Raw genomic sequence first — 24720 nt, forward strand, 5'->3', positions numbered from 1 at the left:
CGTCAGTTGTAGCGGAGCAGGAACTCGACGTCGGTGTTCTTGCCGTTCTCAGGGTCGTGGGCGTCGACCGTCTCCTGGTGGGCGATCAGGTCGGCGGGATCGACAGGCTCTGGCAGGCGGTCGAAGCGTCCGGTCACGGTGATCCTCCTCGACGTGGTCGACGTCGACCCAGGATAGGCCGACGACGTCGCCGATCGCGAGCACGAATCCGGGCGACCTACCGACCGGTGGCGAGTTCCGCTGCCAAGCTCCGGACCGGCAGGATGGTCCTATGACCGCCTACTGGATCAACACCTACCGAGCGATCCACGACGAGGAGAAGGTCGCCGCCTACGCGGCGCTCGCCGGCCCCGCCGTGATCGCCGCCGGCGGGCGGTTCCTGGCCCGCGGCCTGCCGGAGAAGACCTACGAAGCGGGTCTGCAGGAGCGATCCGTGGTGATCGAGTTCGACGACGTCGCCGCGGCGATCGCCTGCCACGACTCCGCGCCGTACCAGGAGGCACTGGCCGCGCTCGACGACGGCGCGGAGCGCGACCTTCGCATCGTCCCCGGCGTCTGAACCAGCCGTCAACCCTGCGCGACGAGTCGCGCTCGGCGTCGACGTCCCGCCAACCCACGACCCATCTCGCCGCCCACGAACCGCGCCGCCGCCACGGCGGGGTGCAGCGCCGTCGTGGGTGCCTGCCCGGCGCCGATCCGCGCGATCTGGCGCTCGTACCACTCCGACTCCCCCGCCAGCCCTGCCACCGTGGGCAGGGTGTACCGCGGGAGCGCCGCGCCCTCGTCCCCGTCGAGGATCCGGCGCGTGTAGTCGGGGTCGATCGCCAAAGGCCGACCGAGACCGATCAGGTCCACGCCGTCGCCGGAGAGCAGCTCCTCCATGGCGCTGCGCGTCCGGATGCCGCCGCTGAGGATCAGCGGCACACTCGCTGCCCGGCTGCGTACGCGACGTGCGAAGCCGGCGAAGTACGCCTCCTTCTCACTCGTCTCGCCGCGCAACCCCTCGACCTCCCCGAACAGCGCGGGGTTCTCGTAGGTGCCGCCGGAGATCTCGATGAGGTCCACGCCCTCCTCGACCAGCATGCCGACCACCGCCTCGGCATCGTCCTCGGTGAATCCGCCGTGGCGGAAGTCGGAGGAGTTGAGCTTGACGGCCACGGTGAAGTTCGGGCCCGTCGAAGCCCGGACCGCTCGGACGGCGGACACCAACGCACGCGATCGCCCTGCGAGATCACCTCCCCACTCATCGGCACGACGGTTCACGTACGGCGAGAGGAACTGTGCGAGGAGGTAGCCGTGCGCGGCGTGCACCTGGACGCCGTCCATGCCGGCCTGCTCACAGCGGGCCGCCGCCTGACCGAACCCGTCGACGATGCTCTCGATCTCCAGTGGCGCCAGCGCGCGAGGGCGGGCGAACAGACCCATCATCCGCACCGCACCGGCATCCGCGCTCGGAGCGACGGGCCGGGAGGCCAGGAATCGATTGGTCTGCCGTCCCGGGTGGTTGAGCTGCGCGATCATCGGGGAGGACCGGCCCGCCTCCCGCACCGCGGCCAGCCGCGCGACGTCGAGATGCCGGTCGGCGACGATGTTGCGGCTCCGCTCGAGGTAGCGCCGGTCGACCATCAGATTCCCGGTGATCAGCAAGCCGCCGGCCGCGCCAGCGGCCCATCGCCCGTAGAGACGTTCGTGAGCGGCTGTCGGCTGGTTGTCGGCATCGGCGAGGTTCTCGGTCATCGGCGCCTTCACGACGCGGTGCGGCAGCACGAGACCACTGGGCAGAGTCAACGGGGCATCGAGGGAGACCACGCGACCAGCATGGCCTAGACGCACCTGACCGGCCGGCGCCGGTAGCGGTGACGGGCCACTTCGCACGCGGGGGCACCGCTCTCGCCTAGATTGCACGATGCGCCCCCACGACCTCCCTGCTCCCAGGAGACACCCATGAATCGCTCCAGGTCCTTCTCACGCATCGGGGCTTCGCTGACGTGCGTCGTCGCGCTGACGTCCGGGCTCCTCGTCGCGGGCTCTCCCGCGGGGACGGCCTCGACGCCGACCTACGGCCCGTCCTCCTCGGGCGACACCGTGAAGGTCCGGCAGGATGCGCGGATCCGGATCTTCCTGCCCAGCAACGCCAGCACGGGCTACCGCTGGGTGATCCGGTCCGGTGCCGACAGCGCGGTCTTCGACATCAAGGCTCGGCGCGAGGTCGGACCCAAGAATCCGATGCCGGGCGCCGGCGGGCGGACCGTCTTCGTCATCGAGGGTGACGACGTTGGCCGCGACACCTTCGTCGCCGTCTACCGCGGTCCGGGCCGCAACCCCGATATCGCGAAGCGCTACCGCCTGACGATCCGCGTCACCGACTGACCTCGGACCGCCGATCACGACCGCCGTCCGTGGCGGCACCGACGGATGTCTCACACGGCCGGCCCCGCCCGCGCGCTAGCGGCCGACCTTGATGACGACCTTGCCGAAGTTGCGGCCCGCGAGCATGCCGCGGAAGGCCTCGGGTGCGTTCGTGAGCCCGTCGACGACGTCCTCGCGGTAGCGCACCGAGCCGTCGGCGACCCAGGCGCCCATGTCGCGCAGGAACGCCTCGTGGTGGGTGGGGACGAACTCGCTCTGGATGAAGCCGCGCACGGTGAGGCTCTGGGTCAGGATGCGCCGCATGTAACCCGGCAGCCGGTCAGGACCGGTCGGGGCCTCGGTGGCGTTGTAGTCGGCGACGAGCCCGCAGACCGGGACCCGTGCGTAGGTGTTGAGGCGGCGCGTGACCTCGTCGGCCACGTGCCCTCCGACGTTCTCGAAGTAGACGTCGATCCCGTCTGCCGTCGCGGCGGCCAGGTCGGCGCGGAAGGTCGGAGAGCGGTGGTCGACGGCGGCGTCGAACCCGAACTCCTCGACGAGCGCCCTCGTCTTCTCAGCACCACCCGCGATGCCGACGGCGCGAGCGCCCTTCAGCCGGGCGATCTGACCCACGGCGGATCCGACCGGTCCCGTCGCCGCCGCCACGACGACCGTCTCCCCCGCCTGGGGGCGTCCGATCTCGAGGAGGCCGGCGTAGGCGGTGAAACCGGGCATCCCCAAGACACCCAGCGCGGTCGAGACCGGCGCCGAGGCAGGGTCGAGACGACGCGTGGCCCGCGCATCGGCCACGGCATGGGTCTGCCAGCCGGTGTAGGCCAGCACGACGTCGCCGACGGCGCGCCGATCCGACCGGCTCTCGATCACCTCGCACACGGTCTGGCCCACCATCACATCGCCGAGTGCGACGGGCTCGGCGTACGACTTGGCCTCGCTCATGCGCCCGCGCATGTAGGGGTCGAGCGAGAGGAACAGCGTGCGGAGGAGCACCTGGCCTTCGGCGAGGGCTGGAAGGTCGGTTTCAACGATGCGGAAGTCGTCGTCGGTCGGCTCTCCGACGGGGCGCGCGGCGAGGAGGACCTGAGTGCTCGTGACCATGGTCTCGACGCTACCGACCGGGCCGTCGTCGAGGTGCGTCGGCCCCGTGGAGCCCTGCTCAGGTCCTCCGCGGTGGGTCACGATGGGCCAAGGTGTGGTGCCGGGGGCAGAGAACCTGGGCGTTCGCGAGGCTGGTGGGCCCGCCGTGTCTCCACGGTTGCTCGTGGTGGATGTGGCACCCCGAGGCTGGTACCTGGCAGGTCGGGTGCTCACACGTTCGACGTTCGACCATGAGCGCGAGTCGCTGGGTGGGAGTGTGGAACCGGGTCTTGCGTCCCAGATCCAGCACCTGGGACCTCCCGCCCAGGACAGCGGGGACGATGCCGGCCTCGAACGTCTCGACGGCGCGGCGGTGCCGCGTACCGGTGGGGTGGCAGCCACCCTGGTGGTCACCATCGATCACCGGAGCCTGGCCGGGGAACTGCACCGGGCCGGGACGCTGGGGACACCGGAGAGCCTGATCGGGCAGCACAGCCCCGGCGGCGAACGTCCCGCAACGCGGGCCACGGGGCCAGTGCAGTCGCATCCCGGACCATCGCCTTCGCCACCCGCCGTCCCCGACGAGTCGCGTGCGCCAACCACGCAGCCGTCGAGACCGCCCCCGACTCGCCCTCCACCTCGACTGCGACCGCGTGCGCGAGCAACCGCCACTCCAAGGCCGCTGCCGGGGCCAGCACCCGCGTCAGGGACGTCAGCGCCTCCCTCGTCTCGTCGGCTCCCATGCTCCAGACCGGCGCACCGGCTACCGCCGACAACGCTCGCGCCAGCGTCTCCACGCACTCCGCCACCGGGTGCATCGAGGGTGAGACCGGCGCTGCTGTCATGTGGTCTAGTCAAGCCGTCGGCACCGACATTCACGGCTGCTATCCCCATGTCCACATGCAAAAGGTCACGACAGAGCCACGATCGTCGACCCCCTTCGGGGGCGTCGTGCTCTGCGTCTCCACAGCTGCTGGTGCAGCACCCTGGCCGGTCGGCTGCTGCCTCGCTATGGTCGAGCGGTCGTCTCTCGGGAGGTTCTGACGATGACCATCGACTCACGGTCGCGGCGCACTGCTCGTCGCATGGGAGCACTCGTCGGTGCACTGGCCCTCGCCGCCCCTCTCGTCGGCTGCAGCGGCGATCCCGAGCCCCGCGTCGCCGACCCGACCCCGTCTGCCACGCCGAGCACGTCCGCCCCGGCCACCACCGCTCCCCCGGCCGACGAGACGCCGGAGGAGTTCGTCCGCCGTTGGCAGGCGGCGGCCGACCAAGCCCAGACAACTGGCGATGTCGAATACCTACTATCGATCAGCCCTACGTGCCGGCCCTGCGCTGAAGCGATGGCGGCGGTCCGTGAGATCTACAGTGACGGTGGTTCAATTGATGTCGGGCCATCGAGTATTCGGCGCGTGAAAATTCTCGGCACTTCAGAGCGCGCCGCCTCCATAGAGGCAAGCGTGCGCGTACCGAAGACGCTGGTCTACGGGTCGCGCGGTCAGTCGCCACAGGAGATGCCCGCTGGGGAACAGCGTGTGCGCTTCTCTCTTGTCCGCGAGCAGGGCCGCTGGCTAATGGCTTCCTATGCGAGGCTGTAATGCGGCGGCTCCTTATACTCAGCTTCGCTTTCACGGCAGCAAGTCTCGCGCCACCCGGCACGGCAAGCGCTGATTCAGATTGCAGCGCCGGTATCGGAATCATCTACGCGGAAGCGACCTGCTGGGCTCCGGAGTTTGCCTCAAATCCAGGGAACCCGGCTTCAGGTAACGCCACAACCAATCCTGTTGATCTGGTGCCGACTTGCGGACTCGGCGGCCTCGCATCCTGTCATCAAGCGCAGCCCTGCGTGGAGGGAGACGCCGAGGGCCAGCTCTACGACCTCGTCCGCGCCGGCGAGGTGATCGGTCAGACCTGCATCACCGACGGCGACGACGACGAGCCCACGATCACGCCGGCGCTGGTCGAGCGCGAGTTCCGGCGCTTGGCGTGGCCCGAGTCGGTGCTGACGGTCCAGCCCCGCGGCGGTCGGGTGCTCGTGAACTTCCCGACCAACGTCTTCACCACCAACACCGCACCCTCGCGACGCGAGGTGACGCTGCTCGGGCGGCGCGTGACCATCGAGGCGCAACCGGCCACGTATCGCTGGCGGTTCGGCGACGGCACGGTCCGAGCGACCTCCTCGCCCGGGAGCCCCTATCCCGGCCTCGACGTCACGCACGAGTATCGCGACCTCGGCCCGGCCCGGGCTCGGGTCGACACCGAGTACGCCGGGCGCTACCGGGTCGCCGGTGGCCCCTGGATCCAGATCGTCGGCACCGCGATCATCACCGGGCCCGCCGTCGATCTCACCGTCATCGAGGCGCGCCCGAAGCTCACGGGTCGTTACGCCCCCGGCGCATAGACCGAGGCCGGTCCTCCATCGTGGAGAACCGGCCTCTGGCCTGCGGATTCATCGGTCGGGCTGACAGGATTTGAACCTGCGACCCCCTGACCCCCAGTCAGGTGCGCTACCAAGCTGCGCTACAGCCCGATGCCCTCCGAAGAGGGCGCGTGAACACTATCGCAGCCACCTGCCGAGGCTGGAATCAGGGCAGGTGAGCGGCGCGACGGCCCTCCCCCACTCAGGCCTTCGACGCCACCAGTTCGAGGATCCCGGTCGTGATCTCGGTGATCCGGTCGGTCGACAGGTCGCTGCCCGGCAGGACCCAGACGCGGACGACGTCCTCGCCGAGCAGCACGAGCCCCACGCCCATCGTTCCGGCGTTCGTCGAACCGGCGATCACGACCGCGCCGTCACCGATGCCAGGGACGTCGCTCGCCGTGCCGTCGATGGTGCCCGCGCCCACGACGTTGGCGATGTTGGCCTTCGCACCGTCGAAGCCGTCGGCGTAGTCGTTCACGGTCAACTGGCTCAAGGCCGCCGTCGGCAGCGAAGGGTCGTCGAGACTGTAGGTGCAGTTCCCACCGCCCGGAGGCACCTCGGCGGAGCCGACGCCGTCGCCCAGCAGCGGAGCCATCTCCTCTGCGGTGATCGCCGAGCAGTCCATGACGTTCAAGGTCGCCGTGGCGCCCGACCCGTCGGAGTCGCCCTCGCCGGAGTCGACCGGCGCCGACTCACTCGAGGAGCCGCCAGGGGCACTGGACGGCTCGGTGTCGTCGTCGCCGCAGGCCGAGAGCAGCAGCGCCAGAGGCAGGATGAGGGTGATCAGGCCACGATTCGCACGCACGCGCATCACCGTAGCCACGCCGTGCCCCGTCGTGCTGTACGTGATTCCGCGTATCCCGGGGGCCGGCTCATCCATCTCAGGAGCGCTTGCGCTTCTCCCGGACCCGCTGCTGCAGCACGATCGGCGTGCCGACGAAGCCGAAGTTCTCGCGCAGACGACGTTCGATGTACCGCTCGTAGGACGCGTCGAGGCGGCCGGAGGTGAACAGCACGAAGGACGGCGGCGCCGAGCCGACCTGGGTGCCGAACATGATCTTGGGCTGCTTGCCGCTGCGCACCGGGTGCGGGTGCTCTGCCACCAGCCGGCCGAGGAACGCGTTGAGCTGGCCCGTCGAGACACGGGTCTCCCAGCCCTCGATCGCGCGCTCCAGCGCGGGTACCAGGCGGTCGATATGCCATCCGGTACGCGCAGTGATGTTGATCCGCGGGGCCCACTGCACCTGCACGAGATCGCGCTCGATCTCACGCTCCAGGTAGTAGCGACGCTCCTCGTCGACCAAGTCCCACTTGTTGAACGCGATCACCAGCGCCCGGCCCGCCTCGCGCACGGTCTGGATGATCCGCAGGTCCTGCTCGGACAGCGACTGGCCGCCGTCCACCACCAGCACGGCGACCTCGGCCCGGTCGATCGCGGTCGTCGTGCGCAGCGAGGCGTAGTACTCGTGCCCCGAGGCCTCCTTGACCCGCTTGCGGATGCCGGCGGTGTCGATGAACCTCCACACGCGCCCGCCCAGCTCGACGAGCTCGTCGACCGGGTCGACGGTGGTGCCCGCGACGTTGTCGACCACGACACGCTCCTCGCCGGCGAGCTTGTTCAGCAGCGATGACTTCCCGACATTGGGCTTACCGACGATCGCGATGCGGCGCGGACCACCGACCTCCTTCTCCGCCATCGGCGGCGGCTCCGGAAGCGCCTTCAGGACGGCGTCGAGCAGGTCGCCCGATCCCCGTCCGTGCATCGCCGAGACCGGCCACGGCTCACCGAGGCCGAGGTTCCACAACCCGTAGGCCTCCGCCTCGCCGCGCGCGTCGTCGACCTTGTTCGCCGCCAGGACGACCGGCTTGCCCGAGCGGCGCAGGATCTTCACGACCTCCTCGTCGGCGTCGGTGATGCCGACCGTGGCGTCGACCACGAAGAGCACCGCGTCCGCGAGGGTCACGGCGACCTCGGCCTGGGCGGCGATCCGCTGTGCCAGCCCGCGGGCGTCGGGGTCCCACCCGCCGGTGTCGACGACGGTGAAGGCCCGGCCGTTCCAGTTGGCGTCGTAGGGCACCCGGTCGCGGGTCACCCCCGGCACGTCCTCGACGACCGCCTCGCGTCGGCCGATGATCCGGTTCACCAGGGTCGACTTGCCCACGTTCGGCCTGCCGACGACAGCGAGGACCGGCACCGGACCGGTCTGGCTCTCGTCGATGTAGTCGTAGCCGTCAGCGGCCGCGGGAGCGTCTCCGAGGTCGGATCCACCGCCGATCGATCCGTTGCTGGGGTCGTTCATGCCGATTCCTCCGTGAGCTGGTCCGGCTCGTCGCCGTCGATCTTCTGCCGCACCACGTTCTCCTTGTCGCCCGCCGGAAGGGGGCCAGGGAGGGAACGCCCGAGCAGGGTCGTTGCTTCCTCGATCTGGTCGAGCATGTGGTCGCGCAGTCGTGCCGACGTGGCGCCCACGTCGTCTCGTCGCCGCGGCCAGGGACGACGCTCGACGGCGAATGGCTCGCCGTAGACGAGGTCGAGCGTCTCACCGCGCGGTGGCAGCGACGACGACGTCGCGCCGGGAGCGCGCGTGCCGAGCATGGTCACCGGCACGATGGGGGCACCCGTGACGGCTGCCAGGTACGCCGCGCCGCGATGGAACACCTCGAGCGTCCCCGCGCCGCGCGTGCCCTCGGGGAAGATCCCCACAGCCCGACCGGCGCGCAGCGCGCTCAACGCCGACTTCACCGCTCGCGGGTCGGTCTGGAGGCGGTCGAGGCGGATCTGACCGCTCAGCGACAACAACGGTCCGAGCGGCCCGGCGAAGAGCTCGCGCTTGGTCAAGGCGTGCGCCGGCCGCGGGGAGAAGATCGCCAGCAGCGGACCGTCGATGACGCCGATGTGGTTGGCCGCCAGGATCACCGGCCCGGTCGACGGAACCCGTTCACCGTGATGGATCCGTACGCGGTAGCGCCGGCGGATCAACCAGCGGGCCCACCACCGGTTGCTCCACAGGAACCAGAGCCGCGGCGCGCGCACGCCGTCGGTTCGTGGGAGATCGACGGCACCGTCCCGCAGGCCGCTCACGGCGCGCTCGATGCGCGCTCCACGAGCTCGACGACGAGGTCGATCACCTCGGCGAGTGCATAGGGCGTGGTGTCGAGGTGAACGGCATCCTCGGCCATGGTCAGCGGTGCAGTCGTCCTGCCCGAGTCGATGCGGTCGCGCTCGCGCAGCGAGGCCTCGGTGGCGGAGAGATCCGATCCGCCCTCCTCCTGGGCGCGGCGGGCGGCGCGCGCGGCCGGATCGGCGGTCAGATAGAGCTTCACCTGGGCGTGGGGCCACACGACCGAGCCGATGTCACGACCCTCGACGACGATCCCACCGCCGTCGATGATCGACCGCTGGAGTTCGAGCAGCTTGGTCCGGACCGCAGGCACCGTGCTGACGGGCGAGACCGCCGAGGTCACAGCCTCGGAGCGGATCGCAGAGGAGACGTCGATGCCGTCGACTGTGATCGTGGGGTCCCCCGGGTCGGTACCGGAGACGATGACGACCTCGTCGACCCGTGCGGTGATCGCGTCGGCATCGTGGACGTCGACGCCGTTCTCCAGGCACCACCACGTCATCGCGCGGAACTGGGCGCCGGTGTCGAGGTAGCGCAGGCCGAGTGCGGTGGCGACTCCGCGGCACGTGCTCGACTTACCCGAACCCGAGGTCCCGTCGACGGCGACGACGATCGAAGACGAGACAGCACTCACGGGCGGTGAGCCTACCGGCGAGTCACCCTTCGTCGGGAACCGAGCGCGTCCGGGTGAGGTCGCGACGCAGCGCGGCTGCGCCGTGCAGATAGACGTGGGTGACATCGGCACGCGCCAGATCGCTCTCGACATGCGCCAGCATCCGCACCACCCGCGGCATCGAGCCCTCGATCTCGAGCTCGCGTGCGCAGATCAACGGCACGTCGCTGAAGCCCAGCTGCCGAGCGGCGTAGGCCGGGAACTCACTGACCAGGTCGGCGGTCGCGGTGAAGATGACGGAGATGAAGTCGTCGACGTCGAGCCCGTTGGACTCCATGGCGTCGGTCACCATCTCCGCGACCCGCTCGAGCATCTGCTCGCGGGTGTCGGACTCGAGTTGGGTCGCTCCCCTGACTGCGCGTACGGCCACAGGCCGACCCTATCGAGCGGCACGCCGATCCTCGACGGCGGTGGACGCGCCCGAGTCAGGAGCGGACGGCGTCCAGGAGTGCGCCCAGCTCGTCGGTGGTCAGGTCGCGGAGCGCGCCGTCACGCAACTCGCCGATGCGCACGGGGCCGAACTGGGTGCGGGTCAGGCGGGTCACCCGGTGCCCGACGTGATCGAGCAGACGGCGCACGATGCGGTTGCGACCCTCGTGGATCACGAGCTCGACGATCGAGCGACCACGACCGGTGCTGATGATGCGGACCTGCGACGGCTTCACCGGGCCGTCGTCGAGCTCGACGCCGTCGAGGAGACGCTGCACGGTACGACGGTCGACGACGCCGACCACCTCGGCCACGTAGGTCTTGTCCACCTCGAAGGATGGATGGGCCATCTTGTGGGCGAAGTCGCCGTCATTGGTCAGGATCAGCAGCCCGGACGTGTCGGTGTCGAGACGCCCGACGTGGAACAGCCGCCCCGCCTCGGGGGCGTTCTCCTCCAGGACGTCGCTCAGAGTGCGGCGTCCTTCCGGGTCGGCCATGGTCGAGACGACTCCACGCGGCTTGTTCAGCACCAGGTAGGCGAAGTCCGACAGCGGCGGAAGGCGGTTGCCGGAGACGCGGATGACCGCGCGGCGGGGGTCGACCTTGGTGCCCAGCCGGGTGACGACCTCGCCGTCCACCTCGACCTCGCCGTCGAGCATCAGCTCCTCGCACTTGCGCCGGGAGGCGACGCCGGACTGAGCGAGCAGCTTCTGAAGCCGGATCAGGCCGTCCTCGTCGGTCTCGATCTGCCTCACGAGGACGTGCTCTCGTCGGGTGCGGCCTGGTCCGGCGCGGCGTCAGCCGCCTCCGCGACAGATCGCTCGGGGGTGGCGCTGGTCGCGTCGCTGGTGGCCGCGGCGAACTCGGCGAGCTCATCCTCCAGATCGTCCATGTCGGGCAGGTACGGCGCGAGCTCGGGCAGGTCGTCGAGCGCGGTGACGCCGATCCGCTCCAGGAAGTACCCGGTCGTGCGATACAGCGTCGCGCCGTGCTCGCCGTCGCGCCCGGCCTCGTGGACGAGTCCGCGGGAGAGCAGCGTGCGCATCACGCCGTCGACGTTGACGCCGCGGATCGCGGAGACACGGGCCCGCGAGATCGGCTGCTTGTAGGCGACGACCGCGAGCGTCTCGAGGGCGGCCTGCGTCAGGCGGGCCTGCTGGCCCTCGAGCACGAACGCCTCGACGACCGGGGCGTACTCCTCACGGGAGTAGAAGCGCCAGCCGCCTGCCACGTTGCGCAGCTCGAAGCCTCGACCCTGCTCGTCGTACTCGCGCGCCAGTGCGTGCAGCGCCGCGGCGACGTCGGCAGGCGGATACCCGACGGCGGTGGCGAGGACGACCTCGTCGAGCGGCTGGTCGGCCACCATCAGGACCGCTTCCAGGGACGGCGCGAGCGCGGCAGCGTCCACGGCGGGGACGGCGATCTGCTCGTCCGGGACTGTCTCGCTCATCGGGGGCCTCCGTCGGCTGGGATCCCGGCTGAGGTGTCGACCGGGATATGGGTCGGGGCATCGGACGAGGTGTCCGCGGCGGACTCCGCCTCGGAGACCGCGTCCGGATCTGTGCCCGGTATCGGTGGCGCACCATCGAACTCGTCGATGTCGACGATGGACTCGGCGTCGAGATCGTCGCCGGTCCAACGCACGGTCAGCTCCCCCAGCGCCTGGACCTGTTCGAACGCCACGGCCCCCTCGCGGAACAGCTCGAGCAGCGAGAGGAAGCGGGCCACGGTCGTCAGGGTGTCCGGCGAGTCACCGCACAGTGCACGGAAGGTCATCGTGCCCTGCCGCCGCAGGCGCTCGACGACCAGCGCCGCCTGCTCCCGCACCGAGACCTGCGGAGCGTGGATGTGGTGGAGGGTGAGCTCCAGTTCCTTCTTGGGCTCCAGCGCCTTCGCCGCGAGCGACGCGAACTGCTCGAGCCCGATCCCGATCAGCACCTCGGGCAGGAGCGTGGCGAAGCGCTCCTCGAGCCCGACGGCCCGCGCATGACGACGGGACTCGTCCGCCAGACGCCCCTCCAGCACCGCCGCGACCTGCTTGAAGGCCTTGTACTGCAGCAACCGGGCGAACAGCAGGTCACGCGCCTCGAGGAGGGCGAGGTCCTCCTCGTCCTCCACGTCACCCTGCGGCAACAGTCGCGCGGCCTTGAGATCGAGCAGGGTCGCGGCGACCAGCAGGAACGACGTCGTCTGCTCCAGGTCCCAATGCTCGCCCCCGGACTTCACGTGGGCGATGAACTCGTCGGTGACCGTGGAGAGCGATACCTCGGTGATGTCCAGCTTGTGCTTGGAGATCAGCTGCAACAGCAGGTCGAAGGGACCCTCGAAGTTGTCCAGGCGCACCACGAATCCCGGCGCGCCCTCACTCGCCGACTCGCCCGGGATCTCGTCCGGGAACCGCTGAGGCGTCCCGGGACCGCCGTCGAGCGCGGGGGCGACGCCGGCCTCGGCGGGTGAGCTCATCCCTCGAGGAGACGGCGCACGAGCAGGCTGTCCTCGCCGTTCTCGTCGAAGTCAGCGAGCACCAGGTCCAGCGCCTCACGCACCAGTCGCCCGCGATCGATGCCGAGACCGTGGGTGCCACGTAGCTCCAGACGGGTGCGCTCGATGTCGAGCAGTTCCTGGGCGGTGACGTAGACCGTCATCTTCTCGTCGTGGCGGATCCGCCCGCTGGCACCCTTCTTGGACTCGTCGGGTGCGTCGGGCACCGCGCGGACGGGCGCGTTCGCAGCGGTCGACCTCGTGGTGCGCGCCTTCGGCTTCCCCTCCGTGGGTGCGCTCTGCGGTCGTGCGGCTGTGCGACCGGCACGCCGGGCCGGACTCTCCGTTCCCGACGTCTCGGCCGGTGGCGACGTCGGCCGGAACAGATCGTCCGCCGCCGGCAGGTTCACTCGTCGAGGCATCGCGCGACGACCTCCTTGGCCAGCTGGCGGTAGGCGTCGGCTCCTGCCGAGGAGGAGGCGTAGGTCGTGATCGGTTCGCCGGCGACGGTCGAGTCGGAGAACTTCACCGTGCGCCGGATGACCGTGTGGAAGACGTCGTCGCCCCAGGCCTGCACGAGTCGCTCCATCACCTCGCGGCTGTGGAGGGTGCGCCCGTCGAACATGGTGCCCAGCACGCCGTCGATCTCCAGGCGGGGGTTCAGGCGCTCTCGCACCTTGTCGATCGTCGTCTTGAGCAGAGCGACGCCTCGCAATGCGAAGTACTCGCACTCCAGCGGCACGATGACCCCGTCGGAGGCGGTCAACGCATTGACGGTCAGCAGGCCGAGCGAGGGCTGGCAGTCGATCAGGATGACGTCGTAGTGGGCCAGTGCTGGCGCCAGCACGCGCTGCAGGGTCTGCTCGCGGGCGACCTCGTGCACCAACTGCACCTCGGCGGCGGAGAGGTCGATGTTGGAGGGCAGCAGGTCCATCCCCGGGACACCGGAGGGGACCACGACCTCCTCGAGCGTGACGTCACGCTCCATGAGCAGGTTGTAGATCGTCAGCTCCAGGTCGTGCGGGTTCAGCCCGAGCCCCACCGAGAGCGAACCCTGCGGGTCGAAGTCGACGAGCAGCACCTTGCGACCGAACTCGGCCAGCGCCGCCCCGAGGTTGATCGTGGTCGTCGTCTTGCCGACGCCGCCCTTCTGGTTGCACATCGAGATCACCCGCGCGTTGCCGTGCTCGGTGATCGGCTTCGGCTCGGGCAGCACCGGCATCGGGCGTCCGGTGGGCCCGAGCGGGGCGTCGGATGCTGCGTCGACGGCCGGCCGTTCGAACGGCAACGTGCTCGCGAACTGCTCGGTCCCGACCTCGGGAATCGCCACCCGTGGTGGCTGTTCGGGCGCGCTGCTCCCACCGGAAGGAACGAATCCGTTGCTCATGCCGTTCATGGACACTGCCTCTCTCGCCGACCCGTCGCTGACGTCCAGTCTTCAATGTCGACACAGCGACTTTGGGGACGACTCGCCGGGCGACTCTAGGGGGCTGCGTCGCCGCGCGCACCGGTGGGAGAGAAACCCCCAGGCCCGAAGCACGATCTGTTGACAGAGTGTGGACGACTTACGCCCACGACTCACAGGTCGCCGGGTTATGTGGAGGAATCTGTGGACAACCTCGCGTCCGACGCACCGGTCGGGCCGTCGCGGAACTGGGTGCGGTAGAGGTCCGCGTAGAGGCCGGGTTCGTCGACCAGTTCGTCGTGTCGACCGAACTGCACGATCCGGCCCTGGTCGAGCACGAGGATCTGATCGGCGTCGCGCACCGTGGAGAGTCGATGGGCGATCACCAGTGCCGTTCGTCCGACGAGTGCGGCGTCCAGTGCACGCTGGACGGCCGCTTCCGACTCCGAGTCCAGATGTGCGGTCGCCTCGTCCAGCACCACGATCGCGGGCTGCTTGAGCAGCACGCGGGCGATCGCCAGGCGCTGGCGCTCCCCACCGGAGAGTCGATAGCCGCGATCGCCCACGATCGTCTCGAGACCGTCGGGCAGCGCGCGCACGAGACCGGCGATCTGGGCGGCCTCCAGCGCGGCCCAGATCTCGTCGTCGGTGGCGTCGGGACGCGCGTACCGCAGGTTCGCGCCGATGGTGTCGTGGAAGAGGTGGGCGTCTTGGGTGACATAGCCCACCACGGCCTCGAGCGACTCCAGCGTCACCTCGCGGACGTCGTGCCCGCCGACGCGCACCGCACCGCCGTCGACGTCGTAGAGCCGGGCGACCAGCTGCGTCACCGTGGTCTTGCCTGCCCCCGAGGGGCCGACGAGCGCGACCATCGATCCTGGCTCGGCGACGAAACCGATGTCTCGCAGCACAGGTCCGCCGGGCCGCGATTCACGGCGCGCGAGCGTCTCCAGCGAGCCGAGCGAGACATCCTCCGCGCGCGGGTAGGTGAACGACACGTGGTCGAACTCCAGGCGAGCAGCCGTGCGCGGGAGCACGTGCGCTCCGTGCTTCTGACGCACCAGGGAGGGCAGGTCCAACACCTCGAAGACCCGCTCGAAGCTGACCAGGGCGGTCATCAGGTCGACGCGGACGTTCGAGAGTCCCTGCAGCGGGCCGAGCAGCCGCAGGAGGAGGGTGGCCAGCGCCAGCAGGGTGCCGACGCTCAATGACTCCTGGATCGCCAGGTGACCGCCGACCCCATAGACCAGGGCCGTCGCCAGAGCGGGCACGGCCACCATCGCGGCAGTGAAGAGCCTGCTGATCAGTGTGATCCGCACGCCCAGGTCGCGCAGCCGCGCGGCCTTGGTCGCGAACATCGCGTCCTCCTCGGCACGGCGCCCGAAGAGACGCAGCAGCAGAGCGCCGCCGACGTTGAAGCGTTCGGTCATCACGTTGCCGAGGTCGGCGTTGCCGTCCATCTGCTCCCGCGTGAGCGCTGCCAGTCGGGCACCGACCCATCGCGAGCTGACCAGCAGGATCGGGAACAGCGCCAGGCACAGCAGCGTCACCTGCCAGCTGAGGGCGATCATCGCGATTCCGACCACGATCACTGCGATGGCGTTGGACACCGTGCTGCCGAGCGCCGAGGTGAACGCGCGCTGGGCTCCGACGACGTCGTTGTTGAGTCGGGAGACCAGGGCGCCGGTCTGAGTGCGGGTGAAGAACGCGATCGACTGACGCTGCACGTGCGCGAACACCTGGGTCCGAAGGTCGAGGATCAGTCCCTCGCCGATCCGTGCGGAGAGCCAGGACGCCACGACGCCCAACGCCGCGTTCACCAGCGCCACACCGGCCATCGCCAGCGCCAGCACCGTGACGAGCCCGCCGTTGCCGGCGACGATGCCGTCGTCCACCAGGTGCTTGATGAGCAGCGGGGTCACCACGACCATGGCGGCGTCGACCACGGTGACGGCCAGGAACCACGCGATCACCACCCGATGGGGGCGCGCGAACGCCAGGACCCGACGGATGGTCGCGCGCTCCACCCGTCCCTTGACCGTCGATCGGTCCGTCCGCAGATTGCGCCACGTGGCGCCGTTGGGGGCCAGGGAGTTCATCGACCCGCCAGGGGCGACCAGAAGTGCGTAGGCGCCGCGCGCACGCCGTCAGGAGCCCGCGAGCAGAGCGACGAGCTCGCGGAACCGGCGCACCTGGGCCTCGCGCTCAATGCGGCGCTGCGTGTCCAGGTCATGTGCGATCGCTCCCTGCAGTACGCGCTTGGTCTCCGAGACCGCTCCGGGGAGTGGCGCGGTCATGGTCGCGACCAGCTCGGCGAGCGCGTCGTCGAGTTGGTCGCCGGGCACTGCACGAGTCGCGATGCCGAGCGCGGCGGCCTCGGCGGCCGGAACCATCCGCGCGCTGACGCAGATCTCCAGTGCCCTGCTGTAGCCAACCCGCTCGACCAACGGCTTTGTTCCCGTCAGGTCCGGCACCAAGCCGAGAGCCGACTCCTTCATGCAGAACCGGGCGTCGTCTGCGGCGAGGATCAGGTCGCACGAGAGCGCCAGTTGGAAGCCCGCACCGACGGCGTAGCCGCGCACAGCGGCGATCGAGACGAAGCGCGGGTCGCGCAGCCAGGTGAAGCCCTGCTGGTAGGCGTCGATGGCGGCCGACGCCTCGTCGTCGCTGAGCGTCATCAGGTCCGCCACGGACTCCTGCCCCGCCGAGGCCGTGGGGTCGAGGACGCGACGGTCGAGTCCTGCGGAGAACGACGGCCCCTCTCCGGTCACCACCACGACGCGCACGTCGTCGGCGAGCGAGGCACCGATGCGAGCCAGGGTGCGCCACATCAGGGGCGTCTGGGAGTTGCGGGAGTCAGGACGGTCCAGTGTCACCGTCGCGACCGGGCCGGCCACCTCGAGCCGGAGGCCGGCGGCGTCGAGCTCCTCGGTGGTCAGCGGTGAAGCGGCAGGAATCTCCGACGTCGTCATGGCCGGTGAGTCTAGTGAGCCCGCCGCACCACCCCACGGTGGTTGGGGAGCCCCGCGAGGAACGAGCGGCGCGTCACGAAACCGCGACCGGCCAAGGCATACGCCCGCCTCACCCGGTCTCGAGACGGTCGCTGAGCGACCTCCTCGACCACCGTGATGAGCGATCAGGCGAGGGAGACGAGATCGGCGTACTCGTCGTTCCAGAGGTCCTCGACGCCGTCGGGGAGGATCAGCACCCGGTCGGGCTGCAGCGCGTGGACCGCGCCCTCGTCGTGGGTGACGAGCACGATCGCGCCCTCGTACTGACGGATCGCACCGAGCACCTCCTCCCGCGAGGCGGGGTCGAGGTTGTTCGTCGGCTCGTCCAGCAACAGGACGTTCGCGCTCGAGACGACCAGCGACGCCAGCGCCAACCGCGTCTTCTCCCCACCCGAGAGCACGCCGGCGGGCTTGGCGACGTCGTCGCCGGAGAAGAGGAACGAGCCGAGCACCGAGCGTGCCTCGGTGTCGGTGAGCTCGGGCGCAGCGCTCTGCATGTTCTCCAGCACGCTGCGCGAGGTGTCCAGCGTCTCGTGCTCCTGGGCGTAGTAGCCGAGCTTGAGGCCATGCCCGGGTACGACGCGACCGGTGTCGGCGTCGTCGACACCGCCCAGGATGCGCAGCAAGGTCGTCTTCCCTGCGCCGTTGAGGCCCAGGATCACGACGCGTGAGCCACGGTCGATCGCCAGGTTGACGTCGGTGAAGATCTCCAACGACCCATACGACTTCGAGAGCTCCGCCGCCGTGAGCGGCGTCTTGCCGCACGGTGCGGGCGAGGGGAACTTGATCGCCGCGACCTTGTCGGACTGACGCTCGGCCTCCACGCCGGCCATCAGCTTCTCGGCACGCTTGAGCATCGACTGCGCGGCCTGGGCCTTGGTGGCCTTGGCCCGCATCTTGTTGGCCTGGTCGGTGAGGGTCTTGGCCTTGTTCTCGGCGTTCATGCGTTCGCGCTTGCGACGCTTCTCATCAGTCTCTCGCTGCACGAGGTACTGCTTCCACCCCATGCTGTAGGCGTCGATGACGGCGCGGTTCGCGTCGAGGTGCAGCACGCGGTTCACCGTCTGCTCCAGCAGACCGGTGTCGTGGCTGATCACGACGAAGCCGCCGCTGTGCGACTTGAGGAAGTCGCGCAGCCACACGATCGAGTCGGCGTCGAGGTGGTTGGTCGGCTCGTCGAGGATCAACACCTCGGCGTCGGAGAAGAGGATCCGCGCCAGCTCGACGCGGCGGCGTTGACCACCCGACAGCGTCGAGAGCGGCTGGCCGAGCAGACGCTCCTCGATGCCGAGACTGGCGGCGATGGTCGCCGCCTCGGACTCCGCGGCGTATCCCCCGGCCGCGTGCATCTCGTCGTCGGCCCGCGCGTAGCGCTTCATCGCGCGCTCGCGGACGTTGGCGTCGTCGCTGCCCATCTGCTCCTCGGCCTCGCGCAGACGGCGGACGACGTCGTCGAGGTGGCGGGCGGACAGGATGCGCTCGCGCGCGAGCACCGACGGATCGCCGACACGCGGGTCCTGCGGCAGGTAGCCGATCTCGCCGGACCGCGTCACCTGGCCGGCGGCCGGCTGGGAATCGCCGGACAGGACCTTGGTCAGGGTCGTCTTGCCGGCGCCGTTGCGGCCGACGAGACCGACCTTGTCGCCGGGGCCGATACGGAAAGACACGTTCTCCATGAGGAGGCGAGCGCCCACACGGACTTCGAGCTGATGGGCGGTGATCATGGCGAGGCCTATTCTCGCAGCATGCGGTTCAACCCGAAGGCCCGGCTCGACTCCAGCCGCGTCAAGGACGCCGGCCGTGGCGGCGGTGGTCGTGGAGGGGGCGGGGGCCGGATCCCGATTCCCGGTGGTCTCGCCGGTGGCGGCAGCGTGATCGGCGTGGTCGTCGCGGTCGTGATCCTGCTGGTGCAGATGAACGGCGGCGGGGGCCTCGGCGGATCGTTCGGCACCGGTCTGGACGCCGGCCGCTTCAGCGACACGGGCCGCTACAGCGACTGCGAGACGGGAGCGGACGCCAACGAGAGTGCCGACTGCGCGCGAGTGGCGGTGGAGAACTCGCTGCGGGACTTCTGGGCCGACGAGCTGGGGCGCGACTTCCGACCGGCCGAGCAGATCGTCACGTTCACCGGCGGCATCCGAACCGGGTGCGGCGGAGCGACGTCCGACGTCGGGCCGTTCTACTGCCCGTCCGACGAGTCGATCTACCTCGACGACTCCTTCTTCGACGACGTGCTGGCGGGGCAGCTGCGCGGGCCCCGTGGTGCCTTCGTCGAGCCGTACGTGCTCGCGCACGAGTACGGACACCACCTCTCGAACCTGCTCGGCAACCTGGGCAGGGTCCGCGGCGACACCGGCCCCCAGAGCACCGGCGTGCGACTGGAACTGCAGGCCGACTGCTTCGCGGGGATGTGGGCCCAGCATGCGACGCAGACCGAGGACGCCCAAGGCAACGTGCTCCTCCTCGAGCTGAGCCAGCGCGACATCGACACCGCCATCGACGCCGCGAAGACGGTCGGCGACGACTACATCCAGCGCCGATCCGGCGGCGACGTGGACCAGGAGGTCTGGACCCACGGCTCCTCGGCTCAGCGCCAGGAGTGGTTCATGACCGGCTACACCCGCGGGACGCTTCAGGCCTGCGACACGTTCGGCGCTCGCGAGGTCTGACCGCTCGGTGGTCGAGCTTGTCGAGACCCCACCGCATCTCGACAAGCTCGATAACCGACCGGCCCGGTGGTCCAGCCTGTCGAGACCCCCACCACCGGGGTCGCTACCAGCCGAGCAACGCCTCGATGTTGGCGAACTGACGCTGGAGCGCGAGCAGGTGAGGTGCCACCGCGGGGTGGCGGTACTTGCCTGCGAGTGCGCCCTCCCCTCCCGCCACCCGAGCCAGTGCCCACTCGGCACGGCTCATCGCCGTGTAGACACCGGTGATCCGCGCGCCCAGCAGGACGTCGTCGCGCGCAGCGAGCCCCTCGGGGAGGCCGATCAGGTAGGAGTCGAGCAACGGCTCGAACTCCTCGCGGGCCGTGAGCGAGAGGAACCCGAGGTCGCCACCGACCGGTCCGATGCCCACCGTCGCCCAGTCGATCGCGATGCCGTCGTCACCGTCGCGGCCGGGCACGTTCGACAGGCTCGGGTCGCCGTGCTGCGGCACCTGCGGAAGACCGTCGAGCAGGTCCAGCATCGTGCTGCGCAGCCTCCACAGGTGCTCGGCGACGTCGGCGACCGTCGTACGCGCCAAGGTCGGCCACCCACCTGCGAGGCGGTCGGTGCGAGCGAGCCGCTGACGGAGGACGTCGTGGGCCAGGAACGCGGTGCGGGCGAGGTCGCTGCCCGCGAATCGACCGAGCGCATGCGCCACGAAGAGACCGCTCTGCGCGGCGTCCTCGACCCATTCGCGGGTGATCGTCATGCCCGCGGCGTCCTCCTCCACCGCCGCGGCCAGCCCGCGCAGGCCCCGAGTACGCGCCACGATGCCGGTCTCGAGGACGTCGGCCTCACGCCGCCAGTACGCCGCATGACGCGGATCGCTGAACTCGGCGGGGTCGCCGGGATCGGGTCGTGCCAGCCGCTTCACGACGATCGCACGGTCCCCGCTCGCGGCGCGCCACACTCCGATGGTCGACGGCCCGGTCCCGCCCGGGAGCGGATGCCAGCCGTCCTCGGGCTGCCACATGGCCCGAAAGTTAGCCGATGTCGCGCTGTGTGTCGTGCACATCCACACTGATCGCGCAGGAGTCGCGGATCGCCTGCTCGAGCACGCCGCGTCGTGGATCCGGCACGGGCAGCCACCGCGCGACGCGCGCCGCACTCGCCGTCGTCAGGCGCGGATCGCTCAGTGTCTCCTCGACCGCGTCGTGATCTCCGCCCGTCACGAGCGGGCCGCGGAGGTCGCCCAACACACGGACGGCGTGGTCGGCGGCCGCCTCGAATGCCTGACGGGCCTGGTTGTCACGGCGCCGGGCGAAGCGTTGCTGCGACTGCCCGCCTGCCTTGGTGCGCCCCTGGACGTGACGCTGACCGACTTTCGAACCGATCATCTCGCCACCGTGCATCAGGGCGACCGCGAATCCACCCTTGCGCACCAGCAGTACGCCCCAGTCCCCCGGCGGAGCCGCGGCATCGGCGAACCGTGCGACGTCGCCCTCGTAGGTCCGGTCGAACGGCAGGGCCGCGGTGAAGCGCGAGCCGTCGCCGCTCACGCCGTGCAGCCCGCCGTCGACCGAGGCCACCACGGTGGCGTCGTGCCGCTCGGCGAAGTTGGCGAGCCAACGCTCCCACCGATGAGCCGGCACGAGGACGACAGGCATCGGACTGCGCTCAGCGAGTCAGACGGTCGACGCGGGCCGACGCTCAGACGTTGAAGCCGAGAGCGCGCAACTGCTCGCGGCCGTCCTCGGTGATCTTGTCCGGACCCCACGGCGGCATCCAGACCCAGTTGATCGCCACGTCGTTGACCATGCCCTCCAGAGCGGCGTTGGTCTGATCCTGGATGACGTCGGTGAGCGGGCAGGCCGCGGAGGTCAACGTCATGTCGAGCACGACGTTGGTGCTCTCGTCGATGTGGACGTCGTAGACCAGACCGAGATCGACGACGTTGATGCCGAGTTCGGGGTCGACGACGTCCTTCATCGCCTCGGTGACGTCCTCGACGGTCACCGCGCCACTGGACGCCGGCGCGGGCGCACCGCTCGCCTCGGGGACGTCGGGGAGGTCGCCGTGGTCGACGGCGCTGTCGGTGCTGGGGTCGGCGGTCATGTCAGGAATCCTCCTGGGCTCGGGTCACGGCGTCCTGGTAGGCCATCCAGGACAGTAGGGCGCACTTCACGCGGGCGGAGAGACGCGCGGTGCCCTGGAAGGCCACGGCGTCCTCCAGCACGTCTTCGTCGGGCTCGTACTGGCCCTTGCCGCGCATCATCGCCAGGAACTCCTGCACGACGGTGTCGGCCTCGGACAGCGTCCGACCGATGAGCAGGTCGGTCATCACCGAGGCCGCCGACGTGGAGATGGAGCAGCCCAGCGCGTCGTAGGAGATGTCGGCGACGGTCGCGTCCGGCCCTTCGCCGTCGAGGTGGACGCGCAGCGTCACCTCGTCGCCGCAGGTCGGGTTCACATGGTGCACCTCGGCCTCGAACGGCTCACGCAGGCCGGCGTTCAACTTGCGCTTGGCGTGATCCAGGATCACGTCCTGGTACAGGCTGTCGAGATCGCTCATGCTCAGCCCACCTTGAAGTAGCTGCGGGTGTAGTTCAGCGCGTCGATGAGTGCGTCGATCTCCGCAGGCGTCGTGTACAGGTAGGACGACATCCGCGTCGAACTCTGCACGCCGAACCTGGCGTGGGCCGGCTTGGCGCAGTGGTGTCCGGCCCGGACGGCGACCCCGCGCGAGTCCAGCACCTGCGCGATGTCGTGGGGGTGCACTCCGTCGAGCTCGAAGGAGATCGCCCCTCCGCGCTCCTCGGCCACCTTCGGTCCGATCACGTGCAGTCCCGGCACACTCGCCAGGCCCTCCAACGCGTACTCGGTGATCGCGTGCTCGTGGCGACGGATGTCCTCGAGTCCGACCGCGGCGAGGTACTCCACCGCAGCGCCCAGGCCGACCGCCTCCACGATCGGCGGCGTGCCGGCCTCGAAGCGGTGCGGGATGCCAGCGTAGGTGGAGCGCTCCATCCGCACCGTCTCGATCATCTCCCCGCCACCGAGGAACGGCGGCAGCTGGGAGAGCAGGTCGCCCCGACCCCACAGCACGCCGATGCCGGTCGGGCCCACGACCTTGTGTCCGGTGAAGACCACCACGTCGGGCCGCTCCGCCTCCGGCATCGCTGCGAGGTCGATGGGAAGCTGTGGCGCTGCCTGCGAGGCGTCGACGACCACGATCGCGCCGATCTCGTGCGCCCGGCGGGTCAGCTCCGCCACCGGGTTGATCGTGCCGAGCATGTTCGAGACCCACGTGAACGCGACGACCTTCGTGCGCTCGTCGATCAGCTCGTCGACGCGCGAGAGATCGAGGTGGCCCTCGTCGGTGAGGCCGAACCAGGCGAGCTCCGCGCCCGTGCGCTGCGTGAGCAGCTGCCACGGCACGATGTTGGAGTGGTGCTCCATCTCGGTGATCACCACGCGATCACCCGGCCCGGGACGCAACGACCCCTCAGCCCAGGTGAGCACGTTGGCGACCAGGTTCAGCGCCTCGGAGGCGTTCTTCGTGAAGATCACCTCGTCGCGACTCGGTGCCCCGATGAAGGCCGCCACCTTGTCGCGGGCCTCCTCGAACGCTGCCGTCGACTCCGCGCCCAGCTGGTGCATGGCGCGGGCGATGTTGGCGTTGTGCCGCTCGAGGTGGTCGACCATCGCGTCGATCACGACCTGCGGCTTCTGCGAGGTGTTGGCGCTGTCGAGGTAGACCAGCGGGACACCGCCCGCGAGGGTGCGCTCGAGGATCGGGAAGTCCTTGCGGACCACCGCGAGGTCAGGCAAGAGACCCTGGATCACCGGGGCTCCCTTCAGAAAGATGCGTAGCGGTGCGAGAAGTGGTGCGGGGCAAGGCGGAGGAGCGAAGGCGGCCCGGGAGGCACAGCGGCCGTCGAGCGACGACAACGCCGCCCCGTGCCGCTTATCGCGCCGCGACGAGGTACTTGTCGTAGCCGTTGGCCTCGAGCTCGTCGGCGAGCTCGGCACCACCGGACTCCGCGACCCGGCCGTCGACGAACACGTGGACGTGGTCTGGCTGGATGTAGCGCAGGATCCGGGTGTAGTGCGTGATGAGCAGGACGCCCTTGCCCGGCTGCCCGCGGAAGCGGTTCACGCCCTCGGAGACGACCTTGAGCGCGTCGATGTCCAGCCCCGAGTCGGTCTCGTCGAGGATCGCGACCTTGGGGTCGAGCAGTTCGAGCTGGGCGATCTCGTGACGCTTCTTCTCGCCACCGGAGAAGCCCTCGTTGACCGAACGATGGGAGAAGGTGGCGTCCAGGTTGAGGTCGCCGAGTGCCTTGTTGACGTCCTTGACCCACGTGCGGAGCTTGGGAGCCTCGCCGTCGATGGCGGTCTTGGCGGTGCGCAGGAAGTTCGCGACCGAGACGCCGGGCACCTCGACCGGGTACTGCATGGCCAGGAAGAGACCGGCGCGGGCACGCTCGTCGACCGACATCTCCAGCACCTCCTCGCCGTCGAGGAGGACCGAGCCGCCGGTGACCTCGTACTTGGGGTGGCCGGCGACCGAGTACGCCAGCGTCGACTTACCCGAGCCGTTCGGGCCCATGATCGCGTGGGTCTCGCCGTCGGCGATCGTCAGCGTGACCCCCTTGAGGATCTGCTTGGGGCCGTCCTCGGTGGCGACCTGCACCTGCAGGTCCTTGATCTCCAGCTTGCTCATGCGGGAACTACTCCGTTCAGGGTGGTGGTGGTGTCGACGAAGACGGCGGCACCATCGGGGGTGTCGCGGACCTCGGTGCGGAAGGTCGCGACGGGCTCGGTGGCCGGCAGGCCGGTCGGCGCGCCGGTACGCAGGTCGAACTTGGAGCCGTGCAGCCAGCACTCCACGGTGCAGCGGCCGCCGACGGTCTCGACCTCGCCCTCGCTGAGGGCGACGGCTGCGTGGCTGCAGAGGTCCTGGACGGCGAACATCTCGTCGCCGTCGCGGGCGATGGCGACGGCGTAGCGACCGATCGTGACCCCGAGGGCCTCGTCGGTGGGCACGTCGTCGACAGCGCAGGCGAACTCGAAGGCCACGGG

At 69.9% G+C, this 24720-nt stretch carries 29 protein-coding genes and 1 tRNA gene; 5 read left to right on the plus strand and 25 right to left on the minus strand.

All coding sequences use genetic code 11. The annotated features are described in order from the left end of the window. Positions 1–2 precede the first annotated feature (2 nt). Positions 3–137, minus strand: coding sequence for a hypothetical protein (locus KSO97_RS17945; RefSeq protein ID WP_269782325.1), 135 nt, complete (start codon positions 135–137; stop codon positions 3–5). Between the two features lie 134 nt (positions 138–271). Here KSO97_RS17945 and KSO97_RS10640 point away from each other — a divergent pair, with 134 nt between their 5' ends. Beyond that, positions 272–559 (plus strand): DUF1330 domain-containing protein, encoded by a 288-nt coding sequence (locus KSO97_RS10640; RefSeq protein ID WP_232678667.1) that lies wholly within the window; start codon positions 272–274, stop codon positions 557–559. An 8-nt stretch (positions 560–567) separates the two neighbouring features. On the opposite strand, the gene KSO97_RS10645 is transcribed toward KSO97_RS10640, so the two are convergent. Further along, positions 568–1809 (minus strand): NADH:flavin oxidoreductase, encoded by a 1242-nt coding sequence (locus tag KSO97_RS10645; protein ID WP_232678669.1) that lies wholly within the window; start codon positions 1807–1809, stop codon positions 568–570. Between the two features lie 135 nt (positions 1810–1944). Between KSO97_RS10645 and KSO97_RS10650 the strand changes: the two genes are divergently transcribed. Beyond that, positions 1945–2370, plus strand: a complete 426-nt coding sequence (locus KSO97_RS10650) for a protease inhibitor I42 family protein (protein ID WP_232678672.1) — start codon at positions 1945–1947, stop codon at positions 2368–2370. 75 nt (positions 2371–2445) lie between these two features. On the opposite strand, the gene KSO97_RS10655 is transcribed toward KSO97_RS10650, so the two are convergent. Both KSO97_RS10655 and KSO97_RS18465 read right to left on the minus strand, forming a co-directional pair. After that, the gene (locus KSO97_RS10655; RefSeq protein WP_232678674.1) at positions 2446–3465 is read right to left on the minus strand and encodes an NADP-dependent oxidoreductase; all 1020 of its coding nucleotides are present in this window, start codon (positions 3463–3465) and stop codon (positions 2446–2448) included. 58 nt (positions 3466–3523) lie between these two features. Then, a complete protein-coding gene (locus KSO97_RS18465) occupies positions 3524–3991 on the minus strand; it encodes an HNH endonuclease signature motif containing protein (RefSeq protein WP_374198497.1) in 468 nt (155 codons plus the stop codon). Positions 3992–4490: 499 nt separating this feature from the next. Here KSO97_RS18465 and KSO97_RS10660 point away from each other — a divergent pair, with 499 nt between their 5' ends. Next, entirely contained in the window at positions 4491–5042 is a 552-nt protein-coding gene (locus KSO97_RS10660) for a DUF6318 family protein (RefSeq protein WP_232678676.1), read from the plus strand. 248 nt (positions 5043–5290) lie between these two features. Further along, the gene (locus tag KSO97_RS10665) at positions 5291–5845 is read left to right on the plus strand and encodes a hypothetical protein (protein ID WP_232678678.1); all 555 of its coding nucleotides are present in this window, start codon (positions 5291–5293) and stop codon (positions 5843–5845) included. Between the two features lie 55 nt (positions 5846–5900). On the opposite strand, the gene KSO97_RS10670 is transcribed toward KSO97_RS10665, so the two are convergent. From KSO97_RS10670 to KSO97_RS10735, 14 genes are all read right to left on the minus strand, one after another. Next, a tRNA-Pro gene (locus KSO97_RS10670) sits at positions 5901–5974 on the minus strand. Between the two features lie 91 nt (positions 5975–6065). Further along, positions 6066–6671, minus strand: coding sequence for a hypothetical protein (locus KSO97_RS10675; RefSeq protein ID WP_232678679.1), 606 nt, complete (start codon positions 6669–6671; stop codon positions 6066–6068). A gap of 76 nt (positions 6672–6747) precedes the next feature. Further along, complete coding sequence (gene der, locus KSO97_RS10680; protein ID WP_232678681.1) at positions 6748–8166, minus strand: ribosome biogenesis GTPase Der; 1419 nt, start codon at positions 8164–8166, stop codon at positions 6748–6750. After that, positions 8163–8948 (minus strand): 1-acyl-sn-glycerol-3-phosphate acyltransferase, encoded by a 786-nt coding sequence (locus tag KSO97_RS10685; protein ID WP_232678683.1) that lies wholly within the window; start codon positions 8946–8948, stop codon positions 8163–8165. The genes der and KSO97_RS10685 overlap by 4 nt, the downstream gene beginning before the upstream one ends. Beyond that, a complete protein-coding gene (cmk, locus tag KSO97_RS10690; protein WP_232678685.1) occupies positions 8945–9622 on the minus strand; it encodes a (d)CMP kinase in 678 nt (225 codons plus the stop codon). Before cmk ends, KSO97_RS10685 begins: the two co-directional genes overlap by 4 nt. A 22-nt stretch (positions 9623–9644) precedes the next feature. Further along, a complete protein-coding gene (gene aroH, locus KSO97_RS10695) occupies positions 9645–10031 on the minus strand; it encodes a chorismate mutase (protein ID WP_232678687.1) in 387 nt (128 codons plus the stop codon). A gap of 55 nt (positions 10032–10086) precedes the next feature. Then, positions 10087–10845: a pseudouridine synthase gene (locus tag KSO97_RS10700; RefSeq protein ID WP_232678689.1), complete on the minus strand. Its 759-nt coding sequence runs from the start codon at positions 10843–10845 to the stop codon at positions 10087–10089. Beyond that, positions 10842–11540 (minus strand): SMC-Scp complex subunit ScpB, encoded by a 699-nt coding sequence (gene scpB / locus KSO97_RS10705; protein ID WP_232678691.1) that lies wholly within the window; start codon positions 11538–11540, stop codon positions 10842–10844. Before scpB ends, KSO97_RS10700 begins: the two co-directional genes overlap by 4 nt. Further along, positions 11537–12553 carry a ScpA family protein gene (locus KSO97_RS10710; protein ID WP_232678693.1) on the minus strand — a complete coding sequence of 339 codons (1017 nt, stop codon included), beginning with the start codon at positions 12551–12553 and terminating at the stop codon, positions 11537–11539. The genes scpB and KSO97_RS10710 overlap by 4 nt, the downstream gene beginning before the upstream one ends. Then, a complete protein-coding gene (locus KSO97_RS10715; RefSeq protein WP_232678695.1) occupies positions 12550–12993 on the minus strand; it encodes a hypothetical protein in 444 nt (147 codons plus the stop codon). The genes KSO97_RS10710 and KSO97_RS10715 overlap by 4 nt, the downstream gene beginning before the upstream one ends. Next, entirely contained in the window at positions 12978–13967 is a 990-nt protein-coding gene (locus tag KSO97_RS10720) for a ParA family protein (protein ID WP_374198498.1), read from the minus strand. The genes KSO97_RS10715 and KSO97_RS10720 overlap by 16 nt, the downstream gene beginning before the upstream one ends. Before the next feature lie 197 nt (positions 13968–14164). Then, positions 14165–16075 (minus strand): ABC transporter ATP-binding protein, encoded by a 1911-nt coding sequence (locus KSO97_RS10725; RefSeq protein WP_232678697.1) that lies wholly within the window; start codon positions 16073–16075, stop codon positions 14165–14167. A 48-nt stretch (positions 16076–16123) separates the two neighbouring features. Beyond that, positions 16124–16948 (minus strand): enoyl-CoA hydratase/isomerase family protein, encoded by an 825-nt coding sequence (locus tag KSO97_RS10730; protein WP_232678699.1) that lies wholly within the window; start codon positions 16946–16948, stop codon positions 16124–16126. 164 nt (positions 16949–17112) lie between these two features. Next, a complete protein-coding gene (locus KSO97_RS10735) occupies positions 17113–18711 on the minus strand; it encodes an ABC-F family ATP-binding cassette domain-containing protein (RefSeq protein WP_232678701.1) in 1599 nt (532 codons plus the stop codon). A 21-nt stretch (positions 18712–18732) separates the two neighbouring features. Here KSO97_RS10735 and KSO97_RS10740 point away from each other — a divergent pair, with 21 nt between their 5' ends. Then, positions 18733–19656, plus strand: a complete 924-nt coding sequence (locus KSO97_RS10740; protein ID WP_232678703.1) for a neutral zinc metallopeptidase — start codon at positions 18733–18735, stop codon at positions 19654–19656. A 103-nt stretch (positions 19657–19759) separates the two neighbouring features. On the opposite strand, the gene KSO97_RS10745 is transcribed toward KSO97_RS10740, so the two are convergent. The 7 genes from KSO97_RS10745 to KSO97_RS10775 all read right to left on the minus strand — a co-directional run bounded on the left by KSO97_RS10745 (position 19760) and on the right by KSO97_RS10775 (position 24717). Then, entirely contained in the window at positions 19760–20668 is a 909-nt protein-coding gene (locus tag KSO97_RS10745; RefSeq protein ID WP_232678705.1) for a phosphotransferase, read from the minus strand. Between the two features lie 10 nt (positions 20669–20678). After that, a complete protein-coding gene (locus KSO97_RS10750; protein WP_232678707.1) occupies positions 20679–21302 on the minus strand; it encodes an acVLRF1 family peptidyl-tRNA hydrolase in 624 nt (207 codons plus the stop codon). 43 nt (positions 21303–21345) lie between these two features. Further along, on the minus strand, positions 21346–21750 hold the full coding sequence (locus KSO97_RS10755) for a metal-sulfur cluster assembly factor (protein ID WP_269782326.1): 405 nt from the start codon (positions 21748–21750) through the stop codon (positions 21346–21348). A gap of 1 nt (position 21751) precedes the next feature. Next, complete coding sequence (sufU, locus tag KSO97_RS10760; protein WP_232678709.1) at positions 21752–22207, minus strand: Fe-S cluster assembly sulfur transfer protein SufU; 456 nt, start codon at positions 22205–22207, stop codon at positions 21752–21754. 2 nt (positions 22208–22209) lie between these two features. After that, on the minus strand, positions 22210–23478 hold the full coding sequence (locus KSO97_RS10765) for a SufS family cysteine desulfurase (protein WP_232678847.1): 1269 nt from the start codon (positions 23476–23478) through the stop codon (positions 22210–22212). A 124-nt stretch (positions 23479–23602) separates the two neighbouring features. Next, positions 23603–24361 carry a Fe-S cluster assembly ATPase SufC gene (sufC, locus tag KSO97_RS10770; protein WP_232678710.1) on the minus strand — a complete coding sequence of 253 codons (759 nt, stop codon included), beginning with the start codon at positions 24359–24361 and terminating at the stop codon, positions 23603–23605. Further along, positions 24358–24717, minus strand: a complete 360-nt coding sequence (locus KSO97_RS10775; RefSeq protein ID WP_232678711.1) for a non-heme iron oxygenase ferredoxin subunit — start codon at positions 24715–24717, stop codon at positions 24358–24360. The genes sufC and KSO97_RS10775 overlap by 4 nt, the downstream gene beginning before the upstream one ends. Between the last annotated feature and the right edge of the window lie 3 nt (positions 24718–24720).

The sequence above is a fragment of the Nocardioides sp. R-C-SC26 genome, from assembly GCF_021246465.1.
Lineage (GTDB): Bacteria > Actinomycetota > Actinomycetes > Propionibacteriales > Nocardioidaceae > Nocardioides.